Genomic DNA, 23649 nt, shown 5'->3' with positions numbered 1-23649 from the left:
CGCCCCCTTCCGTCAGTCGCTGAGCGCCTGCTTGATCACTCGGGTGAGAGCCCGCACCTGCAGGGTCTCGTCCCGCTGCTCGAAGCGAGCGTCGACGTGCACGCTCGTCCCGCCACCGCCACCACTGCTGGTGTCGACGCCAGGCATGCGGCGGATCGCTTCGGCGAGAATCCCGATCGACCGCGGTGACCCGTCGAGCGGAATGAACGCCTCGGCCACATCGCCCCTGTCGCCGACGACGCGCCACGTGTTCGGCGACACGACTGTCGCGCCGCCCGAGAGCGGGGTCAGGTCGGGGATGCCGCCGGACGCCATGAACTCGACGAGGTTTCCCTTCGCGTTCGGGAGTGCGACGCGCCCACCGGGGAGCTGCACCGACCCGTCACCGCGGACGCGGACGACGATCTCACGGCCGTTCGCATCTGTGACGAGACGGTCGATCGAGGTGCGCGCCGGAGACGTATCCGCCTTGATCACGACGCTGCCGTCGGGCAACGTCTCGATCCGCTGAGCAAGGCTCTGCGCGAGCGCCTGCTGCTCCGGGGCGTTCGACGAGAACTCCGTGCGCGCCGACGGCGGGGTGCGGAGCACCTGGTCTACGAGCGCGGCAGCAGCGTCACGACCGATACCCATCTGCTCGATCTGAGCGATCAGAGCATCGCGGGCCGTGTTGTAACGGCCGGTGAGCTCCTCCTGCCCCTCCCCCGCCCGCTGTGCAGCGTCGAGCTCGGACTCGAGCGCGGAGGCTGCGTTGCGGATCTGCGTCTCGAGCGCCGCCCCGGATGCTGAGGCGTTGAGGTGGGCGAGGTCGACGCCCTCGAGGGAGAGCCGTGCGCCGTCGCCGTCGAGGCCGACGGTTTCGAGTGCGCTGGCGAGTCGGAGGGAGGCGTCGTTCAGGTACCCCATCGCGACTGCGCCCTCGCCGAACTCGTTGACCTTGGAGCGCACGACCTCAAGCCCGCCAAGCAGCCGACCCCGGATGGTGTCGGACGCCGCCTGCGTCTTCTCGTCGAAGTCGCGCATCCCGTCGCGCAGCCCCTCAAGCTCCGAGGTGTCGGAGAAGGGGTTGATCGCCTTCTGCAGCCCGATCAGCAGGTCGACCATGTCGGCGCCCGGGCCTGCGATGAGGTCACCGAACCCGGCGGCTCCGTCGGCGGCGGCGTTCACCATGGACTCGCCGAAGTCGAGCGCCCCGTTGACGAGGTCGAGGAAGAACTGGGTGACCGGTCCTCGGTTCTCGGAGATGAACGTGGCGACGTCGGCCAAGGGCTGTGAGAAGCCTGCCGCGAGCGTTCCCTTGATGCCGTCCATGGCGACTTCGATGTTGCGTCCGGCCTGCTCGATGCGGGTCGCGTCATTGTCCGCGATGGTGTCGAACATCTTCTGCGCGGCGCCCTGCACCTGGCCGAGCTGGTCGACCGCGTTGGACAGGTCGAGTGCGAAGAGCGCGTCGCCCATGTCCTCTGCCTTGGTGCCGAAGAGCTCGACGGCGGCAGCGTTGCGCTGCACGGGGTCCTCGATCTCGCGGAGCTTGTTCAGCACCTCCTGCAGACCGTCGCGGGCGTCACTGCCGCCGCGGGCGATCTTGGCCGTCATGTCCTCGGCGGAAAGGCCGAGCCGCTCGAACCCGGCAGCCGATGCCTTAGACCCGTCGGTGGCGCGGATCTGGAACTCCTTGAGCGCGTCCGCGACGACGTCGCTGTTGCGCGCGCCCGCCTCCAGACCCTGGTTGATGAGACCGAGCGATTCGGCGCCGCTGAGGCCCAGGCGCTTGAGCACGACCGGGTACTCGGTGAACGTGTCGAGCAGGTCCTCACCACGGTTGACGCCTTCGCGCTGGCCGACGGCGAGCAGGTCGAACGCCTGCTGCGCAGAGGACGCCAGGCCCGTCTTGAGCAGCGTCGTCACAGCGGTGGCCGTGGGGCGCACGTCCTCCTCGAGGGCGCTCGAGATTCCCGACAGGCCCTCGACGACGCGCTTCGCCTGGGCGGTGGTGCTCTTGTCGTCGATGATGTCGAACTGCAGCGCGAGCCGGGCGGTGTCGAGGTTCGCTTCGATGGAGTCACCGAAGACGTTCGCGTACGCCTCCCCCGCGGCGCGGCCGATGCGGAGCGCGGACGCGGGGCTGATGCCGGTGAGGGCTTCGAGGCGGTCGAAGCCGACCTCCTGCTGCAGCCCGTCCTGGATGGCGCCGGTGATGGCCTTGCCGATCGCGACACCGGCGAGGATGATGCCACCGGCGACGGGGATGGCGGTCAGCGCGGACACGAGGGAATCCTCAACGCCGGAGCCGATGACCGTGCCGACCTTCTCCCCCGCGCCGCGGGTGGCGCCGTCGAGCGACGACACGAGCGAGGAACCACCGGCCGAGCCGGCCTTGTCGGCGGCGCTCTTCGCGGCGGGCTCGAGCTTGTCGAGCTCGGAGACGGCCTTGACGGTGTCGGCGTCCACCTCGACGGTCGCGCGGAGGCTCTTGAGCCGGTCGGCCTGCTGCTCGAGGCGGGCGAGGTTGGCCTCGGCGCGCTTCACCTCGGCGGTGACTTCGAAGCCCGCCTCGCCGCGGATGGTGAGGTCTTCGACCTTCGCCTTCGCGCGCTCGAGCGCCTTGTCCGTGCGGGTGATGTCGGCGTCGAGCTGCAGCACGGCCCGCTCGGAGACGAGCTTCTTCGCCTCTGCGGCGACCCGGTCCAGGTCGGCGAGGGCTTCGCTCGCGTCCCCGTCGACCTTCTGGGTGACGGCGTTCGACTCGATGCGCTGGGCGGAGGCCTTGACCTTCTGCTCGCCCTTGTCGATGTCGGAGGTGTTCGCCGTGTACAAAACTTCCAGCTCGGCAGCACGTAGGGCCACGGGTCACCTCCGTTTCAGGACCTCCCGCAGCCGTGTGGGCGAGTCGATGAGGTCGAAGATGGCGGCGCGCACGCTCAGCCAGGGGCCGTCGAGCACGTCGCGGCGGTGCAGGTCGATGCCGCGCGTGAGCAGCTCGGCGACGACGAGCCGCCAGTGAGAGACGATCGCCAGCCAGGACATGTCCAGGGTGGGGCCGTCGACCTGCGCGGTCTTCGCCTGCACCTCCGGCGGGACCCGGTAGTCGGCGTAGATGGGGACACCGGTCACGTCGTGGTCAATGGGCTCTCCGACGCCGTACCGCGCCCACTCCTCAGGAGTAAGCGCGTCAACGCTTTTGGGGAGTCGCCCTCCGCTTCGTCGTCGACGTCTGGGCGCTCTGCCCAGACGAGGGTCGCGAACGCGTCGGCGTACTCGCGGCCGCGAGCCCAGTAGAACACCGAGTAAGTGTGCATCCGACTGAGGGTGAAGACGTCCACCCCGTCGGCGACCATCTCGGCGGCAGCCGTTCCGAGGCCGGGGCGCTCCTCCCCCGTGATGGTGGCGAGCACGTCGGCCACGCCTTCGGGGATATCGCCCGTCACGATTTTGAAGTCGACCTCTGCTCGGACGGCGAGGGCGAGGATCTTCTTCGCCCGCTCGACGCTGGGGGCCGGAACCATGTAGGTCCGGTCCCCCAGCGGCATCTTGAGTCCGGGCGCGACCCACTCCGAGAAGTCGACCGCGCTGGGCACGGTCAGGCCGTCCGGGTGAAGGGACGAGCCGCGGCGGTGCCGGCGGCGGACTTCACGACCACGTTGGCCGCACCGGCCGCACCGGCGGGGACGATCGCGGTGAGCGCGGTGGCGCTGACGACGTTGTAGTCGGTGGCGTTGGTGCCGCCGAACTTCACGCCGTCCGCGCCGGTGACGAGGATCGTCCCGGCAGCGTCCTTGAACCCGGTGCCGCGGACGGTGACGAGCTCGCCAGCGGGGCCGGTGGCGGGCTCGAGCAGGGACACGATGGGCGCGTCTCCGGGCCACCCGATGAACGGGTTCTCGATCTCCTCGTAGGCGCCGACGCCGGTGAGGGTCCAGTTCCACGTCTCCGTCTGACCGTCGGGAGCGGTCTGCCCACGCTGGTAGCTGACGGTGGCGAATCCCTGGCCGGCGTCCTCGAGGTTGGGCGCGCCCTTGGCGGGCTTGTGGAAGAACTGCACCTCGATCTCGGCGTCCAGGTCGAGAGCCGACGGGAGCGTGCGCGCGCGGAGCGCTTCGATCTCGGGCAGGTACTCACCGGTCTCCATCGAGCGCAGCACGTGCGTCGAGAATCCGAGCGCGAACGACCATCCGTCGACACTGTTGTTCTGGGAGCCAGCGTCGTCGTAGGTGCGGGCGTCGCTGGTGGTGGGGGTGAAGGTGGGGCTGTAGCCGAACAGCTTCCGCACGTCGATGAACTCGGCGGGCTCGTCGCGGGCGGCGACGTTGACGCGGAGGCCGTACTCGTAGGACTTGCCCCGGACGAAGCCGGGAGGGGTGGGGACACGCTTGCTCACGACGGAGCCTCCTCATTGTCGAAGATGATCAGGTAGTTGTCGGTGCGCGATTCGCGACCGTTCTGGTCGACCCCGGCGGGATCGAACGAGGTGCGGGTGATCGCGCTCACGAAGCCCTCCCGCAGCAGGCGCCGAAGATGTGCGAAGGCGGCATCCGCGACACGGTTCGCGCCGTTCGGATCGCCTTCGTCGCCGCGCGAGCGAAGCTGTACGCGGCGCGTCTTGGTCTCGGTCTCTTCGTCATCCGAGCCGCCGAACACGCGTACGCCGACGGCGCGTCGCGCCTCAGCTGGTATCGGCCCCTCGTACAGGTGGGTCACGTCGGCGGCGAGGTCGTACGGCCCGTCAGCGGACCATACCCACCCGTCGATTGAGCCGAGCTGCTCCACGAGCCAGCGGGTGAGTTCGGCGTCATCCACCGAGGTCCGCCCGATTCTGCCCGGCGATGATGGGTCCGATGTCGACCTGGTCGACAGCCGCCTCGGCGAACTTCGCCTGGCCCCCGCCGTCGTGGTTCCAGTCGAGGTTCTCGTTGTTGAGCCGCGACACCAGCGAGGTGAATCCCACCTGCACCGAAAGGTCGTCTACGGCGACGAAACCCGTCTTGTCGGAGTCGCCCGTGTCGGTGGGGCTGAGTTCTTTCATGCGCTTGATCACGGCCTGGCCGCCCTTGCGGAGGCCTTTCGCGATGGATGCTTCGAGCTGCGTCCTGATGGGGTTGAACTTGGCCATGGGCGAGCCTCCTTACTGCAGCGAGAGGATCAGGTGAGAGGGCAGCGGTGGCGGATTCTCGTCGCGTTGCACGGCGATGACGCGCGCGCGACGGGCGCCGACTCGACCGACCCAGACGGTCACCATCGACCCAACCGGGACGGCGGCGCTAAGGGGCACTGTTACTTGGGTGTTGGAGACGTGCTCGCTGGCGTCGGCGCCGATGACGATGCGTTGCTCGTCCTTCACTTCAGCGATGACCTCGCGCGGCTCGCCGAACTTCGTCCCCGCCCCTCCGGCGGGTATGGCGTCCTCGACGATCACGCGGTGCGGGAAGAAGAAAGACGCAGGCCAGCTCACGAGTACCGCTCTTCGGGCCAGAGCCGGTCGAAGACGTCATCCACCGGGAACGCCCCCTCGGGCATGCCGATAGGGGCCGCAGCGCAGAGCGACTCGAGGTCTGCGCGGGTCTCCGATGTGAATGCCGCCTCGATGTCCGCGAACGACATGGATGTGCCGTTTCGGCTGACGGACCGCGTGCGACGCGCGCCAGCCTCGGGCAGCTCTGCGACGACGCCTCGGAGGATCGCGACCGCGTTGGCCTTCTCCTCCGAGCCGTCGGCGAGGGTGTCGATACAGGGGGCGATGCGGCGCGCGGTCACCATGATGCGTCGACGGAGATCGTCGTCGCTGACCTCGAGGTCTTCCGTGGTGATGGCCATCATCGCCCCCTGTTCATTACTGCCTGGCGTCGTCGGCGAGGAGTGCCGCGACGATCTCGGGACGGTTGCCGGGCTCCGCGGGAGTGATCTTGGTGTCACCCTCACGACCCTTGTTGCGCTCGGATATGAGCTTCTTGAGCTCGGTCACGTTGACGCCCTCATAGGCGCCCTCGTCGACCTCCTCGTCGCCCGACTCGACGGCCTCGATGAGGCCGCGCTCGAGCAGTCGCTCGATCTGGTCCTCGGCGACGCCATCGGGGACGATGTCGCCAGCGAACAGGATGCGGGCCACGCGGTTGCCACTGCTGGCGCCGACGGCGACCTTGACGACGCGGGCCTTCGCGATGTGCTGGGTACTCATCAGGGCGCCTCCGTTCCGGTGACGTAGACCGCGGCGAGCGGGTTGGTGATGACGGGGACGTGCACGTTGCGCGCCTGCAGGCGGGTCTTGTCGCCGAGGGCGATGTTGCGCACCGAGGCGATTTCGACACCCGTGTCGCCGCCGATCTGGCGGTACTCGGGCGAAGCAATCTGCTCGCGGGCGATGCCGCCGAAGCGGCGCCGGTCGAGAAACAGCGGCGCGGTGAGGTCGTCGCCATCCTCGGGAATCCACGTGATGCCGCCGATGGTGGGGAACGTGTCCCCGAGGGCGAGGGCACTGTCCTTCGGGAGGACGTCGAGCAGCTCCGGCATGATCTCGGCGTACTGCTCGCCCGGGATCACCGCAGTGTCGATGGAGTAGCCGAGCTTCTGCTTGCGAGTGAGCGCCTTGGCCGCGTACGCGGCGCGGAGGATCTCCTTGCCGTTGGTCCACGCAGCCTTGCTGGCGAAGGTGCGGGTCACCGACGACTCGATCACGCCGAGGGCGATCTCGTTGGCATCGAAGACGAGCTCCGTCTGCAGGAAGGTGAAGGCATCGTCGATCGGCTGACGGCGGCTGCGAGTGACCTCCGCGTCGGTGACCTCGGTCGCGAGACCTTCGATCATCGAGTTGTAGATCTCGTACTCCTCGGCGCTGAGCGTCGTGAGCTTGTACTCGCCACCGGGAGCGACCGTGCTGGCCTTGCGGTCGGTGCGGATCTTCTCGTTGGCGGGCACGGCGATCATGCCACCGGTCATCGCGTACCGAGCGGAGAGCAGGTAGTTGCCGATGAACTGCTGCGCGTCGACGATCTCGGCGAAGCGACGCGCGACCATCGTGGGCGCGTTCAGGAAGGCGAGCCAGTCCTGCGCGGTGGACCCGTCGATCTGCGACGGGGTGTAGGGGTAAGTCTGCATCTCGATCTGCCTCTCAGAGCTGGATGACGGGAACGGTGGCGCCGTCGACCGCGGAGGCGAGGGCGAGGTACAGGGCGGTCCCGGTGGTGAGCGTGCGCACGCCGCCGGACGCGGCCGCCTCGAGCTTCTGGCCGCGCGTCACCGGACCGACCGCCTTGAGCTCGTGGATGACCTTGTTGACTTCGACGGCCACCTTGTCGCCGACGCCAGCGCTGTGCCCGGCGACGCCGACGGCCTTGGCGGACGCGGCGGCGGCGGGTGCGACCGACCAGTCGGCAGTGCCGAGCTCGACGACCTGGCCAGCGGTGACGGCGGCGGTGACACCGAAGGTGACGACCTGGCCGGGGCGGAACAGCGGGAGGTAGTTCTTGGGGGTGGGCATGATCAGGCCTCCTCAGCCTTCGCGGTGGGGAACAGCTTCGAGTAGGCGCCGTCCTCGTCGGACGACTCGTCGACGCCGCCGGTAACACCGACCATGTCGACGGGGATGAGCCCCTTCTGCAGGCCCGCGAGGGTCTCGGCGGAGCCGGGATCGGCGGCCAGCGAAGCGATCCAGTGGTCGCGGCGGGCGGGCGCGATGCGCCCGTCGGCGACGGCGGCGTCGACGGTGGCCGCGCGGGCGGCTGCGAGCTGCGCGTCGCGCGCCTCGCGTCCGGCCTGCGCGTCCGCACGCATCTGCTCGAGCTGCGTCGCCTCGATGGCGACGACACCCTCGGGCAGGGCGGCGGTCGGTGCGGGGGCGGGGGCTGCGATGCGCTGCTCGAAGGCGGCGAAGACCGTCTCCTCCGGGGCGTTGGCGTCGGTGATGCCGAGCCGGTCGCGAACGTCAGCCAGGAACTTGTCGCTCATGGGGAGCTCCTCCTTGTTGGCGGGGTTACCCGGCTCGGTCGAGTCCGGGGGCTGGGGGGCTGCCGCGCGCGCTGAGGCGGCGGCGGCGTGGATGCGGGCGGCGCGGGCGGATGCCTCGTCGTCCGCGTCGTCCTCTTCGAGGTCGGCGATTATGATGAGGACGTCTTCCTCTGCACCGACGGTGGTGGCGGTACCGGCGTCAGGGACCACGTCGACGCGATCGGCTAGGCCGAGCGCGACGGTGTCCTCGGCGGTGAGCCAGGTCTCGTCGGCGAGCAGCGTCGCCCAGTCCTTGTCGCCGGCTTTCTCGGAGTAAACCTCGATCATCGAGCGCTCGAGGGTGTCGAGGAACGCGGCCTGCTTGCGCATCTTGGCCGCGTTGCCGATGGCGAATGCCCACGGCGAGTGGATCATCATTTGACTGCCGCGGCTCATCACCGTCTCGTCGCAACTCGCAGCGATGAACGATGCTGCCGAGGCGGCAATGCCGTCGACGACGGCGATGACCTGCGCTCGGTGGGCGGCGAGCATGTTGAGGATGGCCATGGCCTCCCACACCTCGCCGCCGGGCGAGTTGATCCGCAGCACGATCTGCTCGACTGTGTCAGGGAGGGCGTCGAGCACTCGGCTGACATCTTCGGTGGAGATGCCCCACCATCCGCCCCACGAGTCGATCGGGCCATACATGCGGATGGTCGCGACAGTGGCGTCGCTTCCCTCTGCAACCGGCGCGGTGACGGCACTGAAGAACTCCGCCTTAGCCTTGGGCGGCTCGACAGATCCCCAGTAGCGGCGCTCCTCTTTACGAGTCTTGGTCATGCCTCCCCCTCGGTCGGTGTGTCGCCTTCGGCTGGCAACTGCGCTCCTGCGCGACGCGCAAGATCCCGCGCTTCTTTTCGGTTGATGACGGGGCCAACTGCGAGGTATGCCTTCTGCAGCAGCTCAGCTACCTCGCGAGCTTCCTGAGCGTCGGTGCCAGTTCGCTCCGTCGCCTGATCCCGCTCGGGCAGGTTGTACGTCTGCCGTGCGAAACGCTCCAGGCTCTCGTCCGCAGTGATGACGCCGGAGTCGACGAGGTCCTTGAGCGCCGCCGCGGTGATCCGCTGCTGCGACCCGATCTCGTCGAACACGATCCGGGGAGCCGGCGTGCCGGGTCCGAAGTTGTGGTCGACGAGGTCCTCGACGATGTGCTTTGTCGCGGTGTCCGCGATCGACAGGGCGATGGTCTGCAGCGACAGGGTGAAGAAGTCCGCGAACGTCTCTCCCAGCGCGTAGGAGCCCTTCGAGTTGTCGCCGCCGAGGTTCAGGAAGTTCGCCAGGACGGCGCGCCCCATCTGCTCGTCGTAGTAACGAATCGGCTTCTCGGCGTCCGGCAGGGTGCCCTCCACGCCCAGCAGCTTGATGCTCGCGCCGTGGGCGATCGACGCGCCTGCCTGCCGTCCCGAGCGGAACATCTGTGCGATTTTCAAGCCACGCTTGATCTCGGCGTCCTGGCGCTTCGTGTACTCGACCGGGTCGTAGATGTCTTTCGGCATCTCGGGCGCCTCGACGACGGGCACGCCCATGCCGTTGCGGTCGATGGTCTGCGCCTGGATACGGAGCATTTTGTCCTTGAGCACCCAGAACTTGTATGCCGGTCGCAGGAGCGACTGGCCCAGCCAGTTCCCGCCTTCGCGCTCGTTGACGTAGACGACGAGCCGGTTGACCTCCATGCGGTGCTTGTCGGTTCCGACCGTCCCCTGCTCAATGGCCACGAGCCCACCGTCGGGGGCGACGTCGATGCGGGAGATCGTCTTGGGTGGGCGCCACCCAAGCTTGCGGAGATAGGCGCGCGGTACGCCGTTCTCGTCACGCTCGATGCGGTACTGCTGCTCGAACACCGAATGCCCGAAAGGCAGGCAGGTGAGGGCGAGCTGCAGGTGCTCGGGCCATGAGAACCGGTCCCCGGTGCGGGGCCGCGCGACGGCATCCTGACCGAGAACGGGTAGCCCGAGGTTGGCGGCGACGAACTCGACGACTTCGGGTGCGGCGGACGCGGGGTCGATGCGCCAGGTGGTGCGGCGGATCGGCAACTGCACGGCGCGCAGCACGGAGATGACCTGCGCGTCGGTGCGACGCATCTGGTCGTACACCTCGATGTTTCGCGGCCACTGCAGCTCGGGTACCTTCTCGTCGTCCGGGGTGTCCCAGAATGTCGAGTTCTGACCGACGGAGTAGCCGTCCTCGGTCGTGGGGACCCGAGCGCCGTCGGCGAGGGCCTTGGGCGCGTCCGCGCGGCCGAACAGGCGCGAGAGGAAACCATCGGATGCCATGCGCGCCCCTTCCTCAGAAGCCCATATCCGACAGGTCGCCGGTCAGGTCCTCGTAGTCGCTCGTGTCGAATTCGTCGTCTCGCTCGTCGGCTTCGGTGGCGTCGTCGAGCGTCTTGGGCTCCGGGGGTGGCGGGGGCGGCGCCGTCGGCTCGTGTTCGAGCAGCCATAGGGCATGCACCCACGCGCGCAGCGTGGCGATGTCGGTCGGCGACTTGACCGGGTCCAGCACCTTCACACCACCGGCGAGCACCTTCCACTCCGCCGTCGCGGCGGCCATGTCTAGCGCCGGCCAGGGGGTGTGCCGCACCTGGTTTGCGCGTATCGCTTCCTCGGCGTCGGCGTATGCGTCGAGCAGGTCAGAGCCAGCGAGGTCCACGACGGGGAGTCGGAATGTCCGCTCCGTTGACAGGCGCTTCATGAGTGTCTGCTCCGGCGCACCGCGCGATTGCCCGGTGACGCAACGGATGCGGCCCTTGCGGTCCGCGTGAGTCAGCCACTCCCCCACCCAGTCGGTGCCGTAGCGGCCAGTCACCATCTCCACTTGCGGGAGCCCGTCGGGTCGGTAGCCCGCGAGGGCGATATACGTCACGGCTCCGGACTGCGCGATACCCGCGACGACACGGCCCTCGATGCGGTCGCCCTCGGGATCAGCCAAGCGGACAATGCCGTCGGCCCCCTTCGCGGTCTCGATCTTGCCGGCGTCCCACGCGCCCGGGTCGAACGGCCCCGCAGTGGCGCCGTCGTTCCACTGGCACAGCACCTCGGTGCGGAACACCCACTCTGGGTCCGTCTTGCATGCCGAAGCGATGGTCTTGACCGTGATGGTGTAGCCCATCGATGGGTTTGCTGCCGACCATCCCGCGCGGTCGCGGCGATCGCAACCAGGCGCGGCGGACCATTCGAGCAGGCAGAGGGTGTCCTCGTCTTGCTCGAGGTCGTCGACTTCGATGTCAGCCATGTCGTTGTCGTCGAACTCGTCGAGCTCGTCGTCGGCGGCTTCGTCGAAGCTCTCGAGGGTGTCGAGGTCGAACTGCGTCGGTGCCGTGCCGCCGTCATCCTCCGCTGCGCCGATCCCGTCGGGGTCGCCGAGCGCTCGGTGCGCCATCAGGCGCAGGTATCGGAGAACGCGCGAGGTGATGTCGCCCGCGTTGGAGAGGGCTAGGATGAGCGCCTCGGCGCGGGCCATCGTGGTCTTAGTGATGGCGCCCCAGGCGTCCCACGTCTGATGTTCGCGCAGCTCGTCGAGGAGGACGAGGTTGCCCGACAGGCCGCGGCCAGCGCGCCGGTTGGCGGCCTTCACCTTGTACTTCGCGCCGGACTCGAGGTTCAGCGACTTCTTGCCGTTGACCTTCGTGACGCCCTCCACCAGGGCGGCAAGCTCGTCGTTCTCGTGGACGATGTCCACGACCTCTTCCCACAGGGTCTCGGCGACGTCGAGATCCTGAGCGGTGCCGAGGATGAGGGGCCAACCCCACACGAAGAGCAGCCAGATGGTGAGCACCTGAGCGAGCGTCGACTTGCCGTTCTGGCGGGCGACGAGGATCACGGCGGTGCGGAAGCGGAGCGACCCGTCCGGGAGAATCTCGAGCATGCGGATGAGTGCCGCGCGCTGCCACGGCAGCAGCACGACGTCGAGCACCTCGAAGGCGAAGTCGATGACGTCGAAGCCGAGTGACGTGTCCGGGGTGAGCTCGCGAAGCGGCGGGGTGCAGATGCGCGGCTCGGCACTGCCGAACAGGTGCGCGGTCTTGGGGGTGGCCTTGTCGCGCTCGTGGACCTTGTCGACGTACGCCTGACCGCACCCGAGCGGGACCGGCCACCGCTTCGGGAGCGGGCGGCTAGCCGACCGCCGCGAGGCCCCGACGGTTGTCGGCCGAACGCTGGAACTTGTCGACCTTGCCACCCTGGCCCGCCTTCTTCCGCGCCTCTCCCGGGAGGGACGCCGGGGTAATCTGCAGCTCGGCGCAGCCCTTGAGGTAGGACGGGATCATCACGAACGACGCCTTCTGGATGGCCTCGAGGCCGGCACGCTGCGCCTCGTCGATCAGCCATGCCAGCGTCAGCACCGCGGCGGTCGCGCCTTCGAACTGCGGCTCATCGGGCAGCTTCGCCGCCTCGATCGACCGCTTCGTCGCGTCGTACATCGGTCCGGCCTTGCGCTTCGCAGCGGCGGGCCGGTTGAACAGGGGCGCCCACTCGCGGATTTGCTCGGCAAGTGAACGCTCGGCGGCGAGGGCGGGGTGCACGATCGCTCCGCGCTTCTCGCCGTCGACGACGAGGCCCTCCTCGGCGATCTTCCGGGCCGCCTCCCGCCATCGGATGACGAGGGCGCAGTACGCCTCGAGCATCGCGGGGTCCACGGTCGGGGCCATCGCCTTGCGGGCGACGATCTCAGACCACAGCTCGGCGGCCTCGTCGGAGAGACGCTCAGGCGGTTCCGTCGGGATCGTGGTCGACATGGACGCTCCCCACGATCAGACGGCCCACGCTCACGTGTCCGAAGCTCACCCGTCCAGTCGAGACGGTGCCCAGTCGCGGGCGGTTCAGGTCTTCGCGTTCCCGGTCGAGAACGGTTTCGCGCACGCGGGCGACGAGGTCGGAGAGCGTGCGGCGGGAGCCGGGCCACTCGATGAGCTCGGCGACCTGCTCGACGGTCATGCGGGGGTAGTCAGTCAGGACGTCGTGAACGGCTGGCTCGAACTCCTCGGCCAGCGAGGGTCGCTCGTAGTCCAGCGACGACGCTGGGTCGAGCGCGCGCCGCACCGCGTTGCGGGAAGCGCCAAACTCTCGGGCGATGCCGCGGATTGTTCCACCGCCGTCGCGCGCCGCGCGGATGCCGCGACGATCGTGCATCCGGGCCTCCCCGGGTCCGTTTTCACCGCCAGCGATCTCGCCGAAGGGGGACCCCCTCGGCTTCGGGGGGAGAGGAAGCCCACCCTGCGGTTTCCGCCCTCCATGCCTGAGCTGGATTTTCTGGCGGCTTGGGCGGGGAGGGCAGGGCGCATCCGGGATCGTCGCAGCGACAGGTCATCGCGACGCCCCCTAGGTGTCCAGTAGTGGACAGGTGCGCTCACCACTCCGTCGAGGTAACGCCCGCGTCCTGCAGGTTCGAGCCCGAGCCGGCCGACTCGTTACAGCTCTTGTGAGCCGGAGCCCAGTTCGACGGCACCCACGTCAACTCGGGGAAGAGCTTGCGGGACTTGATGTGCTGCACCGTGCAGCCATCCGGCTCCGTCGACGGGAGCGAGTAGTTGATGTCCTGACCGCAGATGCAGCATGGCGCCTGAGTGCGTCGCCCCTCAGCCTTCACCTGGTTCAGGGCGGCGACCGCACGGCGACCACCCCATGTCGGGATCGTCATGCCGGCGTCAGTCACCGGGACCGCCGAGCTGGTCGGTTCGTCGGGCGGGGCGCGTGGGTCAGGATGTCGAACCACGACGGGCCCGACACTCGGATGCCACGACCGCACCACGCGATCGGTGGGGCTACCGCCACGGCCAGCAGCAGCATCACGATGCCCTCAGCCATGTTGCCCCCCCTCGGCTTTTGCCGCGGGCATCCGGGGTCTCGCCCGCACCCGGATGCCCGCGCTTCACGATGGACTCCCGAGCAGAGGCGCCGACCGCGCTGCGTCGACGACGGTTCCGCACCAGTGCGGACCCCTGCTCGGGAAGACAGCGCCCCGACGCCCATCACCGCTCCTCGGATGCACGATGCCGACAGGGGCTGACGGCTTGAGTCCCGCTAGCCCGGCAAGTAATCAGGCATCGTGGCAGGACCGTCAGCCACACCGCAGGGCGTGGCGAAGGGATGTGAGCGTGTGGTGTCGGGACGAGCCCCTCGGCGAAGAGCACCAACTCCGAGGGAAACCAGCGAGCCAGGGACGACGAATGCCCCCGGTCTCAACCGAGGGCATTCATCTAGATCCAGTGATCTCGCAGGCGTCAGCCTAGCACCGACTGCGCAAGCGACACCACCAACAACGTGACACGACACGCCGAGGCTACGAACCGCCTTCCTCGTCTGACATCCCCAGGAACCCATCGACATCACTCCACCCCTCGATGCTTGGTGACGTATCACTCGAGCAGGTGCAGGGGTGTTCGGGGCACGTGCGTCCCTCTCGCCGGCCCTCGCTGGACAGGTCGGGGCAGTGCCACTCAGGGCACGGGTCCGTCGAATCTTTTGATTCGACCCACGGCGTCGGCTTGTGTCGCTCAACCATGACGGTCCCGGGTGCGAACTCCTGATACTTCGCCAGGCGCTCGGCGGTGAACCCGCGGTCGTCGTCTGCGACGGTGATACGACCGTCGGGCATACGCAACGCGTACTCAAGCATCACGGCTCCCGCTTTTCGTGATCCAGCCGCTCCGCCTCGGTGACGTCGGTGTACTGCAGCACGAAGTCGTCCGGGAGTGGGGCGGTGGTCTTCCAGTCGGGAAACACCTCGGCCAGGTATTCGGTCTCTTGCGTGTTCAGGTGCAACGGGAGCAGGTACTCGTCGGAGGTGTCGCGGTCGCGGTTCTCCTGGTGCTTGTACAGACGAGCGAACTCCTCGTCGTCGATCTCGACCTCTCGCGTGACCTGAAAGACATGCTGGAATGTGGCCCTGACCCTCATGACGTGGTCCTGTTCTCGCGACCCTGTGCATTCGATATGGTCATCGCCGCGTGCAGGCGCTCGCGCCGTTCGTGCTCGCTCCACCCGCGAAAGAACGCCTCGACCATCACTTCGTACTGACGCTCCTCGCCGCCCGCAGCCTGCCAATCCTGCACGGCCTGGTTCTCGCACGGCCACGGCTCGACGCCACCCTCGTGCTCCGAATTCCACTCGCTGCACTCCTCGCAGACGACCGCCTTGGATGACGGGCACTTATCCGACGGGCGCTCTTCGTCGGGATCGACGCCGTGCTCGCACTCGTCGTAGATGCAGTCCATCGCCCACACGTCGACTTCGACGCGTGTGTGCGCCGTCGGCGCGCCACTCTCGTACTTGCCACGCAACTCCACGCTCATGCTGACTCCTTGTCATGCTCGGCCGCGGCGGCTGCCGACGGCTTCGGTCGTGTTCTCTTCTCCTCGAGCGACGTGTCCACCGCATCAACCTTCGACGCGTAGAAGTACGACAGCACCGACCCCCGCGGGCCACGGGCCTTCGTCGCCGGGACGAGCAGACCCTTCGACACCCAGAGGCGCACCGCCTGCTCCGTCACCCCCACCCGCTTCGCGGCCTGCTTCACCGTCAACAGCGGGTCGTACCACTCACGCACCGGGGCGTGCGCCTCCTCGTCATCCGCTCGAGCGAACGACCCGGCCGGCGCGTTCGGGCGAACTCCGGCCGGGAATCGGTGAACGTCTCCCCGCTCAGCACCCCACCGGTCCGCCGCGTCCTGGATCGACCAGCGCTCACGCACCCCCTCCTCATCAGCAGGGTGACGATCCAGCACCAGCGGGCCCAACCACTCCATCGCGACCAGGTCGTTCGACACTTCCGACAGGCCCGCAGCGAAGTACGCCACCGCCGCCCGCACCGCCACCGTCGCGTCGATCACGTCCTCACCGATCGGAGCCGGCGGCTCCGGCGACGACCCAGCGATCACCACCCGATCCCAGTTCCACCCCGACTTGAGCGGATCACCCTGAGACCGGATCCGAGCGAGGATGTCGAACGCGTCACCGAGAAGGTGACGGGCGCGGCCGAAGCACGCATCACAGATCAGCGAACCCTCACGGCACACGCTCGGCGCGCACCCACGACACGGGGCCCGATACTTCTCCCCCGCCGCGTCAGCCGCAGCCTTCACCGCGAGCTCGGCCGGCATGGTGTTCTCGCACGTCGCCCAGTGCTGACGAGTGCACCCACGGATGCAGAAACGGTCAGACATTCGACTCCCCCTTCGGCTGCACCGTGCGGATCTTGTTCCGGTAGTACGCGACGGTCGCCGTGTGGCATCCGACCGCGGTCGCGATCTCCAACGCCGTAGACCCGGCCTTGTTCATGGCGAGCAAGAGGTCACGCTGCTCAGCGCTCAGGCGACCGCCGCGGCGTTCGCGCTGTTCGGTGCTCAATTGGCCGTCGTGAGGCTGCTCGACAGGCGCGGGCGCCTCGCGTCGAGCCGACGGCACCGGTCGCCGCACACCGGTGACGGCGTCGGCGAGACGGGTCTCGATGAGCTCCCGCATCGTCACCTGGCGCTCGGCCACCTCGGATGCCCGCTGCGCCGCGGCATGGATGGCTCGATACGTTCGGGCGTCCAGCTGCACCGTCACCGGAATGCGGAAGCCATCAGTGCTGATCGTCATTGCCGTTCCCTCTTGGTTGTGCGCGTAGCTCTCGGTGTGGTCATCACCACGGGACCTCGTCGTTCGTGACCGACTGACGCATGGCCAGGCGTTTGTGGTCGAGGAATCTCTTGTTGCGGAGGCGGGCGTTCTGGCAGGCGATGCAGGACTCGAGGGTTCCCTCGGGGTGGTCGGGGCAGAACGGGTCCGGGGGAAGCTCCTCCCGCGACATGCGCAGCGACTCTCGCTCTCGCCCTCTCACTCCCTCGCTCTCGCTCGCTCTTTCGCTCTCGCTCTCCCCCGCCGCGAACGTCTCGCGAGAGTGTCGCGAGGGTCTCGCGAAGGGTGGCGGCTCCGGGACGGAGGGGTCGCCTGCACGGTCGACTCGGCCCCACTCCGTGAACGCGTAGCACTCCCGGCCCGACGGGTCCTCGAACAGGACGATCAGGCCGGCCTCCGCCAACGTGAGCAGGTGATCCACCAGGACCGCCTCTGTCACCTCGGACGTCTCCGGCCACACGTCGGCGAGGATCTGCCTCAACTCGACGGGTCCGCGGCCGTGGTCGTCGGCGTGCATCCGCAGCCCCTCGGCAGTCACGCGGATCATGGGCGGCAGCGTCCGCGCTGTCCTGTACGCCTCGAGCGGGATGGTTCTTGGCCTGGTCAATGTCATGTAGAACGGTTCCTCTCAAGATCGCGTCGACGGCTGCGGGCAGCTCGTCGACCGGAACCCGGTAGCACTCGGTGAAGCCGCGACCGCGGCGAAGGATGACTTCGGAGGCGTCCGCCCCCGGCTTGCCGTCGGGATAGGCGCGCGGCCACGTCTTAGCTAGCTCGCGGAGCGCGTAGCGCTCCCATGCGGCGGGGCTGTCCCGCATCAGCGCGAGCACCTCGGCACCCGTGGCGGTCAGCTCGCGAAGGCGACTGTCCTTCCACATGATCCCGACCTTGAGCACGCCCTCGCGCGGCCAGTACGCGGCGTACACGGTGCCGAACTTTGGACGAGCGCTCATTGCTGGCCCTCCGCGACTGACAGCTCCGCAAGTTCGGCTGCGATCCGGCGGCGCATGCCGGTGAGCTTCTCCATAAGCGACGAGAAGTCGCGGATGCGGGCCAGCACCGTCGCCAGCGCGTCAGCCCGATCCTCCGGGCGGAGCTCGGGGGCAGGTCGCACGATCGTCATGCTTCGACGGAGGCGACCCGACGGCGGCGCCATTATCCCCCACCGCTCAGGTACCTCGAGGCCCTCGATGAGCGCCGGGTCCGACACGACCAGCCACCACTGCGAGCAGTAGCGCGCCCACGCGTCGGCTTTCGTCGGGTCGGAAAGCTCCTGGATGACGTCAGCGCGCGAGACCTTGACTTCGTGGCCGATGATGCGGCCCCGCTCCTGGCTCGTCATCGGCAGCCAGATCAGGTCGGCGCGACGCGCACTGTTGGGCGCGGTCAGCTCGGGGGCGAAGTAACCGCCCGCGGGCTTGCTCGGTGCGATGTAGTGGCCGCGGAGCATCTCGATCATGTCCTTGGCGTTGTGCCCGGTCATCACGCTCTCGCTTTCGTCTTGGGGGCGGCGTAGATGCCGCGGCGTCGCTGGTGCTCTTCGGTGGTCTTGGAGCAGAGGCCGAACTTGTCGAGCGCGAGGGTGCGCTGACCGCACGGGCACTTTGGGTAGTCGGCGTGGGCCTTGTCGATGCGGGCGGAGATCGCGGCCCACTCGCGGCGGAGGTGCTCCGCGCGGCGCTCGTCGATCGCCCACCCCTTCTCAGTGCTCTTCCACCCGCCATCAGGCAGGGCCGCGGCCTCCGCGTCACAGCAGCCAAACCGGCACGCGCTCACGCTGCACCGTCCATCCACTGCTGCCCCGCCAGCCACTGCTGCTCGAACTGCTCAAACGTCACCCGAGGGAACGACTCCCAGTGCTCGAGCAGCTCAGGAGAGGCGTACCGGTGCGCGCGGGCGTCGTTGCCCATGAACAGTGAGAGAGCGTCGACGCTCTGCGCGCGGCCGTCCGCGTTGAGAAGGGCGCCGTTCGTCGCCTCCTCGGCGCGGGAGTACGCCGCGTAGAGAAGGTCGTTGAACTCGGTGCGGCACTCCCGCCAGCGCGCGAACGCAGCACGGATGATGACGCTCACGCCGCCACCTCGATGGGCTTGGCACGCAGCGCGGCCGGGGCGAGCAGTTCGTCGATGATCGCCCCACCCATGAGAGGCGGGACCGCGTTACCGATCTGCAGGAACTGCTTCGTAGCTGGTCCGGCGAACGGGAACCCGTCAGGGTAGGACTGCAGCGCGGCGGCCTCAGCAGCCACCATCCGACGCTTGCCCTCCCACTTGTTGCGGTCCGCCTTGCTCGTGATGGTCGGGGCGGGCTGGTCTGCGCGCCGCTCGCCACGGTTCGCCGGGTCACCACCGGTTCCGTAGTTCGACCGCAGGGTCCACGTGCGCGACTGCGAGGTGATCGTCTGCGCGGGCGCATCCGAGGGGCGCGAGTGGTAGTCACCGCGCTCGCGACCTCTCGGCACCTGATTACCCACGAGCACGAACCCGCCCGGCTCCATGCCACCAGCCGAAGCGCGGATCGTGAACGCGGGCTCCGTCGCGTCACGTCCCGGGCGCGAGCCGTGGCGCTCCACCATCCCGCGGCCCATAACTTTCTCGGCCGAGAACCCGTCGATCCCGAGCGCCCCGCCCATGCTGACCCACGGCAGCACGCCCTCATCGAGTCGCTGCGGTTCGCGCTCGTAGTAGCGGGAGTGCGTAGGCGTCGGCGGGGCGGCGTCGATGCCGTCGGCACGGGCGATGAGTACGGCGCGGCGGCGGGTCTGCGGCACGCCGTACTGCTCGGCGCGGATGATGCCGACCCACACCGAGTAGCCCATGCCGCGCATGACGGCCGCGCACGCCTCCCACACCGGCAGCACCGGGGGAACCTGCTCCCACGTAACGAACATCGGGCGGTCGCGGTGCACGTGCGCGAGGGGCGTCAGCACCAGGGCGGTACGGTCGTCGGTCTCTGCACCGAGCGCGCGCAGGCGGGCGGGCTGCTCGTAGGCGCGGTCGTCGATCGCGCGCAGCACGTCGTCGAGCGCCGCGCGGCCCGCACCCTTCCCCGCCAGGCTGAACGACTGACACGGGGGCGACGCGATCTGCAGCGAGTGCTCGAACACGACCGGGTCGTCAGACAGCAGGCCGTCCCACACGTCGTGATAGATCGTCTCCATGCCCGCCGCGGCACGAGACGCGCGAGCCTCGGGCATGATCTCGACGCCACCCTCACGGATGCCGCGTGCCTGCAGGGCCACGCCCCAGCCGGTGCCTGCGAACAGGTCGAGGGCCACGATCTCCTGACCGTTCATGCCGCAGCTCCTTCGGGTTCGGGGGCGACCGGCGGATGGATCGACCAGCCACCGGCGTCGTCGAGGTAGACCAGGCGACCGCCCGCCATGTACAGGCGGACGGGTACAGCCGCGGGGTCTTCCCACGAATTGACGGCGAAGCCCTCAGCGCGCGCGAGATCGGGGTGATGGTGTGCCCACCCGTGGCATCCGGTCGTGCCGGATCCACAGAGGAGCACTCCGTTCGAGACCTCGTCGCCGCCGCCGCGGGACTTGAACTTGCGGTGATGGCGGGAGCCGTTCTCCCAGATGCCCTTGCCGCAGCGTGCGCAGGACTGACCCTCGCGGCGATCGATCGTCTCGTTCCGCTCGCGCAGGGCAGCCCCGGAGAGGCCGATCGCGGGTTTGTTGATCATGACCGGTGCGCCCCGTACAGAGCGGTGATGGCCTTGTTGATGTTGAGCATCGAGTAGACCTTCGTGCGGAGGGCCCGCTCGGTGGACTCGGCGTGGTGGTACTCGGCCTTGGTGTTGTGCCACGTCTCGAGCTCTTCGATGGCGTCGGCTTCCGCCTGGGCGCGAGCGAACGTCACGGCGACCCCCGCCTTCCCGTAGCCCGCGAGGCGGGTGTTCTTCTTGCGGGAGTACGCACGCTCGGCGGCGTAGCGTCGGTCGTTGATCTCGAGCAGGAGGTTCGGCATCTCCTCGAGCAGGCCGTTGGCTTCGCGGATGAAGCGCTCCATCTCGGCCGGGTTGGTCGGCTCGAACGCGAGCAGGTCCGCCCCACGCTTGATCGCGAAACCGTTCTCCTGCACCTCTCCGGTGCCCTGGTCAACGGTCACGGCTTGGCCTGCTTCCGGGTGGCGCGGCGCACGGCGCCGGGGACGGGTCGGTCGTGGCTCTCCGCGTCACTGACGGCGGCGGCGAGGGCCGCGGCCATCTCCGGGTTGCGGGTGCGGTGCTGCGCGGGGATCCGCGGACGGGGTGCGGTTGCGGGGCGCAGCTCCACCGTCGGCGGGTGCGGGGTCGGCGCGGCGGGCGCGGACGGCTCTGCGGGCTGCCAAGAGGCGGCGGCGAGCTCGGCGAGGCGTGCGGCGTAGGCGACCTCGCGCGGGCCGGTGCGAGCGCGGGCGGCGCGGGCATCCGACCAGACGCCCTTGAGTTCGTCTACGGTCTCGGCGGTGGCGATCTCGAGGTCCCAGTCCCGGGGCTCGGCCTGCGGCACGGCGTCGCGCGTCTCGGGCAGGTCGTCGGGCTCGCGGCGGTCGCGCAGCTTCTCGCGGAATGCCGCCTTGAGGGCGCGGCGGGCGGTGAAGGCGCCGAACAGGACACGAGGTCTCGCGATCCAGATTTCGCGCCAGCGCTCGTCGGCGGGGAGCGCCTCATCCCAAAGGGCGACCTCCTCGGCGGGGTACTGGACGCCCTTCCGGTGCACGCGCGAGCGCGCGGCGAGCGGGTGCGGGTGGGCGTCGGACTTCACCCACACGGTCGACCAGGTGACACCGTCGTTCGTGAACTCGGTCGCCTCGCGGCCGTCCCACTCCCCCGATTCCTGGACGGCTCGCTCGTATTCGGCGAGGGTGTTCGCAACATCCTCATCCGTGGTCTGCGGTGCGCGCTCGGTGACGGTCATCGGATGTCCCCTTTCTGCAGGAAGCCCTCGACGCCGAAGTCGTTCAGCACGTCGCGGGCGTGGTCGAGGTGGTTCTGAATCGACGCGAGGATCTGGCCCCGGTAACCGTCGAAGTCGTCGTGATTGCGGATGGCGTCGAGCCGGTCGACGGCCTTGCGCAGCTGGTTCCCCGCGGCCTGGGCGTCGTCGACGATCGACGAGATACGCGGCGCGGTGGGCTGCGGGCGGGTGTACGACTTGCCGTCGAGGCCCGTCGTCGTCGGGGCCGGCGGCGCCGTGGGGGCAGCGGGCTTCTCGGACGGTGCGTCCGTCTCGGCCGCGGCGAACATCGGCTCCGGGTCGGGGAAGCCAGCCAGTTCGTGCGACGGTGCCGCCGCCTTCGCGGCCTCCGCCATGTCCTTGCTCGCCTGCGACTTCCCGATACCAACGATGGGCGCGATGGCCCGGGCGCTGAGGCCCTCCCCCGCGAGGTAGCCGACCAGCTCGAGGCGCTCCTCGCGGGACACCCGCATCGGCTCCTCAGCGAGGGTGTCCGACAGCCACGCGGTCCACGAAGAGAACCCGAGCATCTGCCACACGTTCGACGACTTCGCGACGTCGATCTGGTTCCGGAGCTTGAACAGGTTGTTGCGGATGCCGGAGGCGGTGAGCTTGATCTCCCGCGTCATCCGCTCCGCCTCACCCTTGGAGAGGATGGTGAGGACACCGGGGCTGGGCTTGGTCTCGCCGATGGCTTCGACCACGCCGGATCCGCGGGCCACGTCGGGAGCCGGGACGGTGCGACGGGCGCTCACAGGAAGGCCTCCGGCTTGGTCGTCCGAACGAACAGGTCAGCGATCTGAGCGAGCGACATCTCGTCGGCGTGCTGCCGCTGACAGGGCGCGACCACTTCGCGGGTGAGGTCGACGCCGTAACGGTCAGCGACGGCGCGCAAGACCCACTCGATACCGACGGCTGGGGCGGTGCGCACTAGGCCGTAGGTCGCCGCCGACGGGCGCGACTTCATCGGTTCGAGAGCGCGCACGCACGCGTCGAGCGCGCGGACCTCGGGAGTGCGGTCGTCTTGGGTGGCGGCCACGAGCTTGTCTGCCGCCGTCTTGAGTTCCGCCTGCGTTCGTGTGAGTTCTCTGATCAGCTGCGCGCGAGTGCGCCGGTCCTCGGTCATGCTTCGTCTCCGTTCGGTGCGATGCGGAACCCGGGCGTCGCCGGGACGGTCTTGCGGTAGACGTTCTCCGCGGCACGGCGGATCATCAGGGCCCGCTCTTCCATGTCGACGACGTCGGCGTGCTGCTTCGCGTCGGCCGCGGCCCACGCGTCCTCGTCGAGGACGGTCTTCGTCTTCGGGGTGAAGGTGAGCGCGGCGTGCGATCCCTCGCGGCGGAGGACCTCGGTGGGTGCCTGCTCGGCGATCCACGCGTCGATGATGGGGCGGGCGCCCTTCTTGAGCGCCTCACCCTCGGCCGCGATTGCGAGGCCACGGGCGTACTGGGCGAGGGCGTCGTCGACGTCGTCGGGGAGCCCGTTGATGGACGGGGCTCCGGCCGCGCGCCAGGCGATGAAGTCGTCGGCCTGGCGGGCGAGGACGGCGATGCGGTCGTCATCGCGGTCGATCCACCGGTGGTGAATGCCGCCCTCCCCCTCGACCTTCCACGCGTACAACCACCAGTGGAGGCCGGTCACCCACATGCCGAACTGACACTGGTCGTAGTGGTCGGCGGGGACGTCTACGGCGGCGACCTTTTCTCGGCGCTTCACCTCAGCGCCGAAGACGCCGCGGACGGCGTGGTGGCCGAGGCCGTCGGGGGTGGCGCGGTGCAGGAGGTGCTCGGGGTGGCCGAGGAGGGCGTTCGAGCCTTCGAGGACGTTGACGCCGTCGAGCTGCGCGGCGGCGGCGATAATGACGGGTTCGAGCTCGTGTCCGCGCTTCGTGTGCTGGTTGCCGTGGAACGTGGAGCCGTTGAGCTTGCTGTCGAGGATGGTGCGGCGGGCCTTCATGCTGCCGACGGCGATGGAGTGTACCTCGGAGGCGGTGACGCCCTCGGCGCGACCGTCCTGCCAGTCCTCGTCCGGCGCACCGTCGGGGACGATGACGAGCGCTGCGGTTCTGATGGTGTCGGTCACGAGTGGTCTCCTGCGAAATGGCGGCGCACGG

General features: G+C 68.9%; 32 protein-coding genes. All 32 read right to left on the bottom strand.

Annotated features, from left to right (window positions below):
- Positions 1 to 12 precede the first annotated feature (12 nt).
- The 32 genes from AB6V31_RS10755 to AB6V31_RS10600 all read right to left on the bottom strand — a co-directional run bounded on the left by AB6V31_RS10755 (position 13) and on the right by AB6V31_RS10600 (position 23618).
- Positions 13 to 2847 (bottom strand): phage tail tape measure protein, encoded by a 2835-nt coding sequence (locus tag AB6V31_RS10755; protein ID WP_369365582.1) that lies wholly within the window; start codon positions 2845 to 2847, stop codon positions 13 to 15.
- A gap of 3 nt (positions 2848 to 2850) precedes the next feature.
- Positions 2851 to 3114: a hypothetical protein gene (locus tag AB6V31_RS10750; protein WP_369365580.1), complete on the bottom strand. Its 264-nt coding sequence runs from the start codon at positions 3112 to 3114 to the stop codon at positions 2851 to 2853.
- On the bottom strand, positions 3111 to 3578 hold the full coding sequence (locus tag AB6V31_RS10745; RefSeq protein WP_369365578.1) for a hypothetical protein: 468 nt from the start codon (positions 3576 to 3578) through the stop codon (positions 3111 to 3113). The genes AB6V31_RS10750 and AB6V31_RS10745 overlap by 4 nt, the downstream gene beginning before the upstream one ends.
- 2 nt (positions 3579 to 3580) lie before the next feature.
- A complete protein-coding gene (locus AB6V31_RS10740) occupies positions 3581 to 4378 on the bottom strand; it encodes an IPT/TIG domain-containing protein (RefSeq protein ID WP_369365576.1) in 798 nt (265 codons plus the stop codon).
- Entirely contained in the window at positions 4375 to 4797 is a 423-nt protein-coding gene (locus AB6V31_RS10735) for a minor capsid protein (protein ID WP_369365574.1), read from the bottom strand. The genes AB6V31_RS10740 and AB6V31_RS10735 overlap by 4 nt, the downstream gene beginning before the upstream one ends.
- Positions 4790 to 5110 carry a hypothetical protein gene (locus AB6V31_RS10730; protein WP_369365571.1) on the bottom strand — a complete coding sequence of 107 codons (321 nt, stop codon included), beginning with the start codon at positions 5108 to 5110 and terminating at the stop codon, positions 4790 to 4792. The genes AB6V31_RS10735 and AB6V31_RS10730 overlap by 8 nt, the downstream gene beginning before the upstream one ends.
- A 12-nt stretch (positions 5111 to 5122) precedes the next feature.
- Positions 5123 to 5449, bottom strand: a complete 327-nt coding sequence (locus tag AB6V31_RS10725) for a hypothetical protein (protein WP_369365569.1) — start codon at positions 5447 to 5449, stop codon at positions 5123 to 5125.
- Complete coding sequence (locus tag AB6V31_RS10720) at positions 5446 to 5811, bottom strand: hypothetical protein (RefSeq protein ID WP_369365567.1); 366 nt, start codon at positions 5809 to 5811, stop codon at positions 5446 to 5448. The genes AB6V31_RS10725 and AB6V31_RS10720 overlap by 4 nt, the downstream gene beginning before the upstream one ends.
- A 16-nt stretch (positions 5812 to 5827) precedes the next feature.
- A complete protein-coding gene (locus AB6V31_RS10715) occupies positions 5828 to 6172 on the bottom strand; it encodes a hypothetical protein (protein WP_369365564.1) in 345 nt (114 codons plus the stop codon).
- Positions 6172 to 7089: a hypothetical protein gene (locus AB6V31_RS10710; RefSeq protein WP_369365562.1), complete on the bottom strand. Its 918-nt coding sequence runs from the start codon at positions 7087 to 7089 to the stop codon at positions 6172 to 6174. The genes AB6V31_RS10715 and AB6V31_RS10710 overlap by 1 nt, the downstream gene beginning before the upstream one ends.
- 13 nt (positions 7090 to 7102) lie before the next feature.
- Complete coding sequence (locus AB6V31_RS10705) at positions 7103 to 7471, bottom strand: capsid cement protein (protein WP_369365559.1); 369 nt, start codon at positions 7469 to 7471, stop codon at positions 7103 to 7105.
- 2 nt (positions 7472 to 7473) lie between these two features.
- On the bottom strand, positions 7474 to 8757 hold the full coding sequence (locus AB6V31_RS10700; RefSeq protein ID WP_369365557.1) for a head maturation protease, ClpP-related: 1284 nt from the start codon (positions 8755 to 8757) through the stop codon (positions 7474 to 7476).
- Positions 8754 to 10250 carry a hypothetical protein gene (locus tag AB6V31_RS10695; RefSeq protein WP_369365555.1) on the bottom strand — a complete coding sequence of 499 codons (1497 nt, stop codon included), beginning with the start codon at positions 10248 to 10250 and terminating at the stop codon, positions 8754 to 8756. Before AB6V31_RS10695 ends, AB6V31_RS10700 begins: the two co-directional genes overlap by 4 nt.
- Before the next feature lie 13 nt (positions 10251 to 10263).
- Positions 10264 to 12153 carry a terminase large subunit gene (locus AB6V31_RS10690; protein ID WP_369365553.1) on the bottom strand — a complete coding sequence of 630 codons (1890 nt, stop codon included), beginning with the start codon at positions 12151 to 12153 and terminating at the stop codon, positions 10264 to 10266.
- A complete protein-coding gene (locus tag AB6V31_RS10685; protein WP_369365551.1) occupies positions 12089 to 12709 on the bottom strand; it encodes a P27 family phage terminase small subunit in 621 nt (206 codons plus the stop codon). Before AB6V31_RS10685 ends, AB6V31_RS10690 begins: the two co-directional genes overlap by 65 nt.
- Positions 12678 to 13103: a hypothetical protein gene (locus AB6V31_RS10680; RefSeq protein WP_369365550.1), complete on the bottom strand. Its 426-nt coding sequence runs from the start codon at positions 13101 to 13103 to the stop codon at positions 12678 to 12680. Before AB6V31_RS10680 ends, AB6V31_RS10685 begins: the two co-directional genes overlap by 32 nt.
- A gap of 217 nt (positions 13104 to 13320) precedes the next feature.
- Positions 13321 to 13611: an HNH endonuclease gene (locus AB6V31_RS10675; RefSeq protein WP_369365549.1), complete on the bottom strand. Its 291-nt coding sequence runs from the start codon at positions 13609 to 13611 to the stop codon at positions 13321 to 13323.
- Between the two features lie 977 nt (positions 13612 to 14588).
- Positions 14589 to 14870, bottom strand: a complete 282-nt coding sequence (locus AB6V31_RS10670; protein WP_369365547.1) for a hypothetical protein — start codon at positions 14868 to 14870, stop codon at positions 14589 to 14591.
- Positions 14867 to 15265 (bottom strand): hypothetical protein, encoded by a 399-nt coding sequence (locus AB6V31_RS10665; protein WP_369365545.1) that lies wholly within the window; start codon positions 15263 to 15265, stop codon positions 14867 to 14869. The genes AB6V31_RS10670 and AB6V31_RS10665 overlap by 4 nt, the downstream gene beginning before the upstream one ends.
- Positions 15262 to 15849, bottom strand: a complete 588-nt coding sequence (locus AB6V31_RS10660) for a MerR family transcriptional regulator (protein WP_369365544.1) — start codon at positions 15847 to 15849, stop codon at positions 15262 to 15264. The genes AB6V31_RS10665 and AB6V31_RS10660 overlap by 4 nt, the downstream gene beginning before the upstream one ends.
- Positions 15850 to 16126: 277 nt before the next feature.
- The gene (locus tag AB6V31_RS10655; protein ID WP_369365543.1) at positions 16127 to 16552 is read right to left on the bottom strand and encodes a hypothetical protein; all 426 of its coding nucleotides are present in this window, start codon (positions 16550 to 16552) and stop codon (positions 16127 to 16129) included.
- 43 nt (positions 16553 to 16595) lie between these two features.
- Positions 16596 to 17138 carry a hypothetical protein gene (locus AB6V31_RS10650; protein ID WP_369365541.1) on the bottom strand — a complete coding sequence of 181 codons (543 nt, stop codon included), beginning with the start codon at positions 17136 to 17138 and terminating at the stop codon, positions 16596 to 16598.
- A 402-nt stretch (positions 17139 to 17540) separates the two neighbouring features.
- On the bottom strand, positions 17541 to 18074 hold the full coding sequence (locus AB6V31_RS10645; RefSeq protein WP_369365539.1) for a hypothetical protein: 534 nt from the start codon (positions 18072 to 18074) through the stop codon (positions 17541 to 17543).
- The gene (locus tag AB6V31_RS10640; protein ID WP_369365538.1) at positions 18074 to 18367 is read right to left on the bottom strand and encodes a hypothetical protein; all 294 of its coding nucleotides are present in this window, start codon (positions 18365 to 18367) and stop codon (positions 18074 to 18076) included. The genes AB6V31_RS10645 and AB6V31_RS10640 overlap by 1 nt, the downstream gene beginning before the upstream one ends.
- A complete protein-coding gene (locus AB6V31_RS10635) occupies positions 18364 to 18663 on the bottom strand; it encodes a hypothetical protein (protein ID WP_369365536.1) in 300 nt (99 codons plus the stop codon). Before AB6V31_RS10635 ends, AB6V31_RS10640 begins: the two co-directional genes overlap by 4 nt.
- Positions 18660 to 19886: a DNA cytosine methyltransferase gene (locus tag AB6V31_RS10630; RefSeq protein ID WP_369365534.1), complete on the bottom strand. Its 1227-nt coding sequence runs from the start codon at positions 19884 to 19886 to the stop codon at positions 18660 to 18662. Before AB6V31_RS10630 ends, AB6V31_RS10635 begins: the two co-directional genes overlap by 4 nt.
- Positions 19883 to 20281 carry an HNH endonuclease gene (locus AB6V31_RS10625; protein WP_369365533.1) on the bottom strand — a complete coding sequence of 133 codons (399 nt, stop codon included), beginning with the start codon at positions 20279 to 20281 and terminating at the stop codon, positions 19883 to 19885. Before AB6V31_RS10625 ends, AB6V31_RS10630 begins: the two co-directional genes overlap by 4 nt.
- Positions 20278 to 20706, bottom strand: a complete 429-nt coding sequence (locus AB6V31_RS10620; RefSeq protein ID WP_369365531.1) for a hypothetical protein — start codon at positions 20704 to 20706, stop codon at positions 20278 to 20280. Before AB6V31_RS10620 ends, AB6V31_RS10625 begins: the two co-directional genes overlap by 4 nt.
- Positions 20703 to 21497, bottom strand: coding sequence for a hypothetical protein (locus AB6V31_RS10615; protein WP_369365530.1), 795 nt, complete (start codon positions 21495 to 21497; stop codon positions 20703 to 20705). Before AB6V31_RS10615 ends, AB6V31_RS10620 begins: the two co-directional genes overlap by 4 nt.
- Positions 21494 to 22291, bottom strand: coding sequence for a hypothetical protein (locus tag AB6V31_RS10610; protein WP_369365528.1), 798 nt, complete (start codon positions 22289 to 22291; stop codon positions 21494 to 21496). Before AB6V31_RS10610 ends, AB6V31_RS10615 begins: the two co-directional genes overlap by 4 nt.
- Complete coding sequence (locus AB6V31_RS10605) at positions 22288 to 22662, bottom strand: hypothetical protein (protein WP_369365527.1); 375 nt, start codon at positions 22660 to 22662, stop codon at positions 22288 to 22290. The genes AB6V31_RS10610 and AB6V31_RS10605 overlap by 4 nt, the downstream gene beginning before the upstream one ends.
- The gene (locus AB6V31_RS10600) at positions 22659 to 23618 is read right to left on the bottom strand and encodes a YqaJ viral recombinase family protein (RefSeq protein WP_369365526.1); all 960 of its coding nucleotides are present in this window, start codon (positions 23616 to 23618) and stop codon (positions 22659 to 22661) included. Before AB6V31_RS10600 ends, AB6V31_RS10605 begins: the two co-directional genes overlap by 4 nt.
- Between the last annotated feature and the right edge of the window lie 31 nt (positions 23619 to 23649).

This window comes from Microbacterium sp. 16-032, from assembly GCF_041079455.1.
In the GTDB taxonomy this organism is placed as follows: Bacteria; Actinomycetota; Actinomycetes; order Actinomycetales; family Microbacteriaceae; genus Microbacterium; species Microbacterium testaceum_A.
The sequence above is the reverse complement of the archived record's forward strand: the minus strand, read 5'-3'. Positions and strand labels throughout refer to the sequence as shown.

Bases quoted from the DNA above. Each gene is read 5' to 3' on its own strand.
- AB6V31_RS10730 (WP_369365571.1), bottom strand. From the start codon at position 5,110: ATGGCCAAGTTCAACCCCATCAGGACGCAGCTCGAAGCATCCATCGCG.
- AB6V31_RS10720 (WP_369365567.1), bottom strand. From the start codon at position 5,811: ATGGCCATCACCACGGAAGACCTCGAGGTCAGCGACGACGATCTCCGT.
- AB6V31_RS10715 (WP_369365564.1), bottom strand. From the start codon at position 6,172: ATGAGTACCCAGCACATCGCGAAGGCCCGCGTCGTCAAGGTCGCCGTC.
- AB6V31_RS10710 (WP_369365562.1), bottom strand. From the start codon at position 7,089: ATGCAGACTTACCCCTACACCCCGTCGCAGATCGACGGGTCCACCGCG.
- AB6V31_RS10705 (WP_369365559.1), bottom strand. From the start codon at position 7,471: ATGCCCACCCCCAAGAACTACCTCCCGCTGTTCCGCCCCGGCCAGGTC.
- AB6V31_RS10700 (WP_369365557.1), bottom strand. From the start codon at position 8,757: ATGACCAAGACTCGTAAAGAGGAGCGCCGCTACTGGGGATCTGTCGAG.
- AB6V31_RS10695 (WP_369365555.1), bottom strand. From the start codon at position 10,250: ATGGCATCCGATGGTTTCCTCTCGCGCCTGTTCGGCCGCGCGGACGCG.
- AB6V31_RS10685 (WP_369365551.1), bottom strand. From the start codon at position 12,709: ATGTCGACCACGATCCCGACGGAACCGCCTGAGCGTCTCTCCGACGAG.
- AB6V31_RS10680 (WP_369365550.1), bottom strand. From the start codon at position 13,103: ATGCACGATCGTCGCGGCATCCGCGCGGCGCGCGACGGCGGTGGAACA.
- AB6V31_RS10675 (WP_369365549.1), bottom strand. From the start codon at position 13,611: ATGACGATCCCGACATGGGGTGGTCGCCGTGCGGTCGCCGCCCTGAAC.
- AB6V31_RS10670 (WP_369365547.1), bottom strand. From the start codon at position 14,870: ATGAGGGTCAGGGCCACATTCCAGCATGTCTTTCAGGTCACGCGAGAG.
- AB6V31_RS10665 (WP_369365545.1), bottom strand. From the start codon at position 15,265: ATGAGCGTGGAGTTGCGTGGCAAGTACGAGAGTGGCGCGCCGACGGCG.
- AB6V31_RS10655 (WP_369365543.1), bottom strand. From the start codon at position 16,552: ATGACGATCAGCACTGATGGCTTCCGCATTCCGGTGACGGTGCAGCTG.
- AB6V31_RS10650 (WP_369365541.1), bottom strand. From the start codon at position 17,138: ATGATCCGCGTGACTGCCGAGGGGCTGCGGATGCACGCCGACGACCAC.
- AB6V31_RS10645 (WP_369365539.1), bottom strand. From the start codon at position 18,074: ATGACCGGGCACAACGCCAAGGACATGATCGAGATGCTCCGCGGCCAC.
- AB6V31_RS10630 (WP_369365534.1), bottom strand. From the start codon at position 19,886: ATGAACGGTCAGGAGATCGTGGCCCTCGACCTGTTCGCAGGCACCGGC.
- AB6V31_RS10625 (WP_369365533.1), bottom strand. From the start codon at position 20,281: ATGATCAACAAACCCGCGATCGGCCTCTCCGGGGCTGCCCTGCGCGAG.
- AB6V31_RS10615 (WP_369365530.1), bottom strand. From the start codon at position 21,497: ATGACCGTCACCGAGCGCGCACCGCAGACCACGGATGAGGATGTTGCG.
- AB6V31_RS10605 (WP_369365527.1), bottom strand. From the start codon at position 22,662: ATGACCGAGGACCGGCGCACTCGCGCGCAGCTGATCAGAGAACTCACA.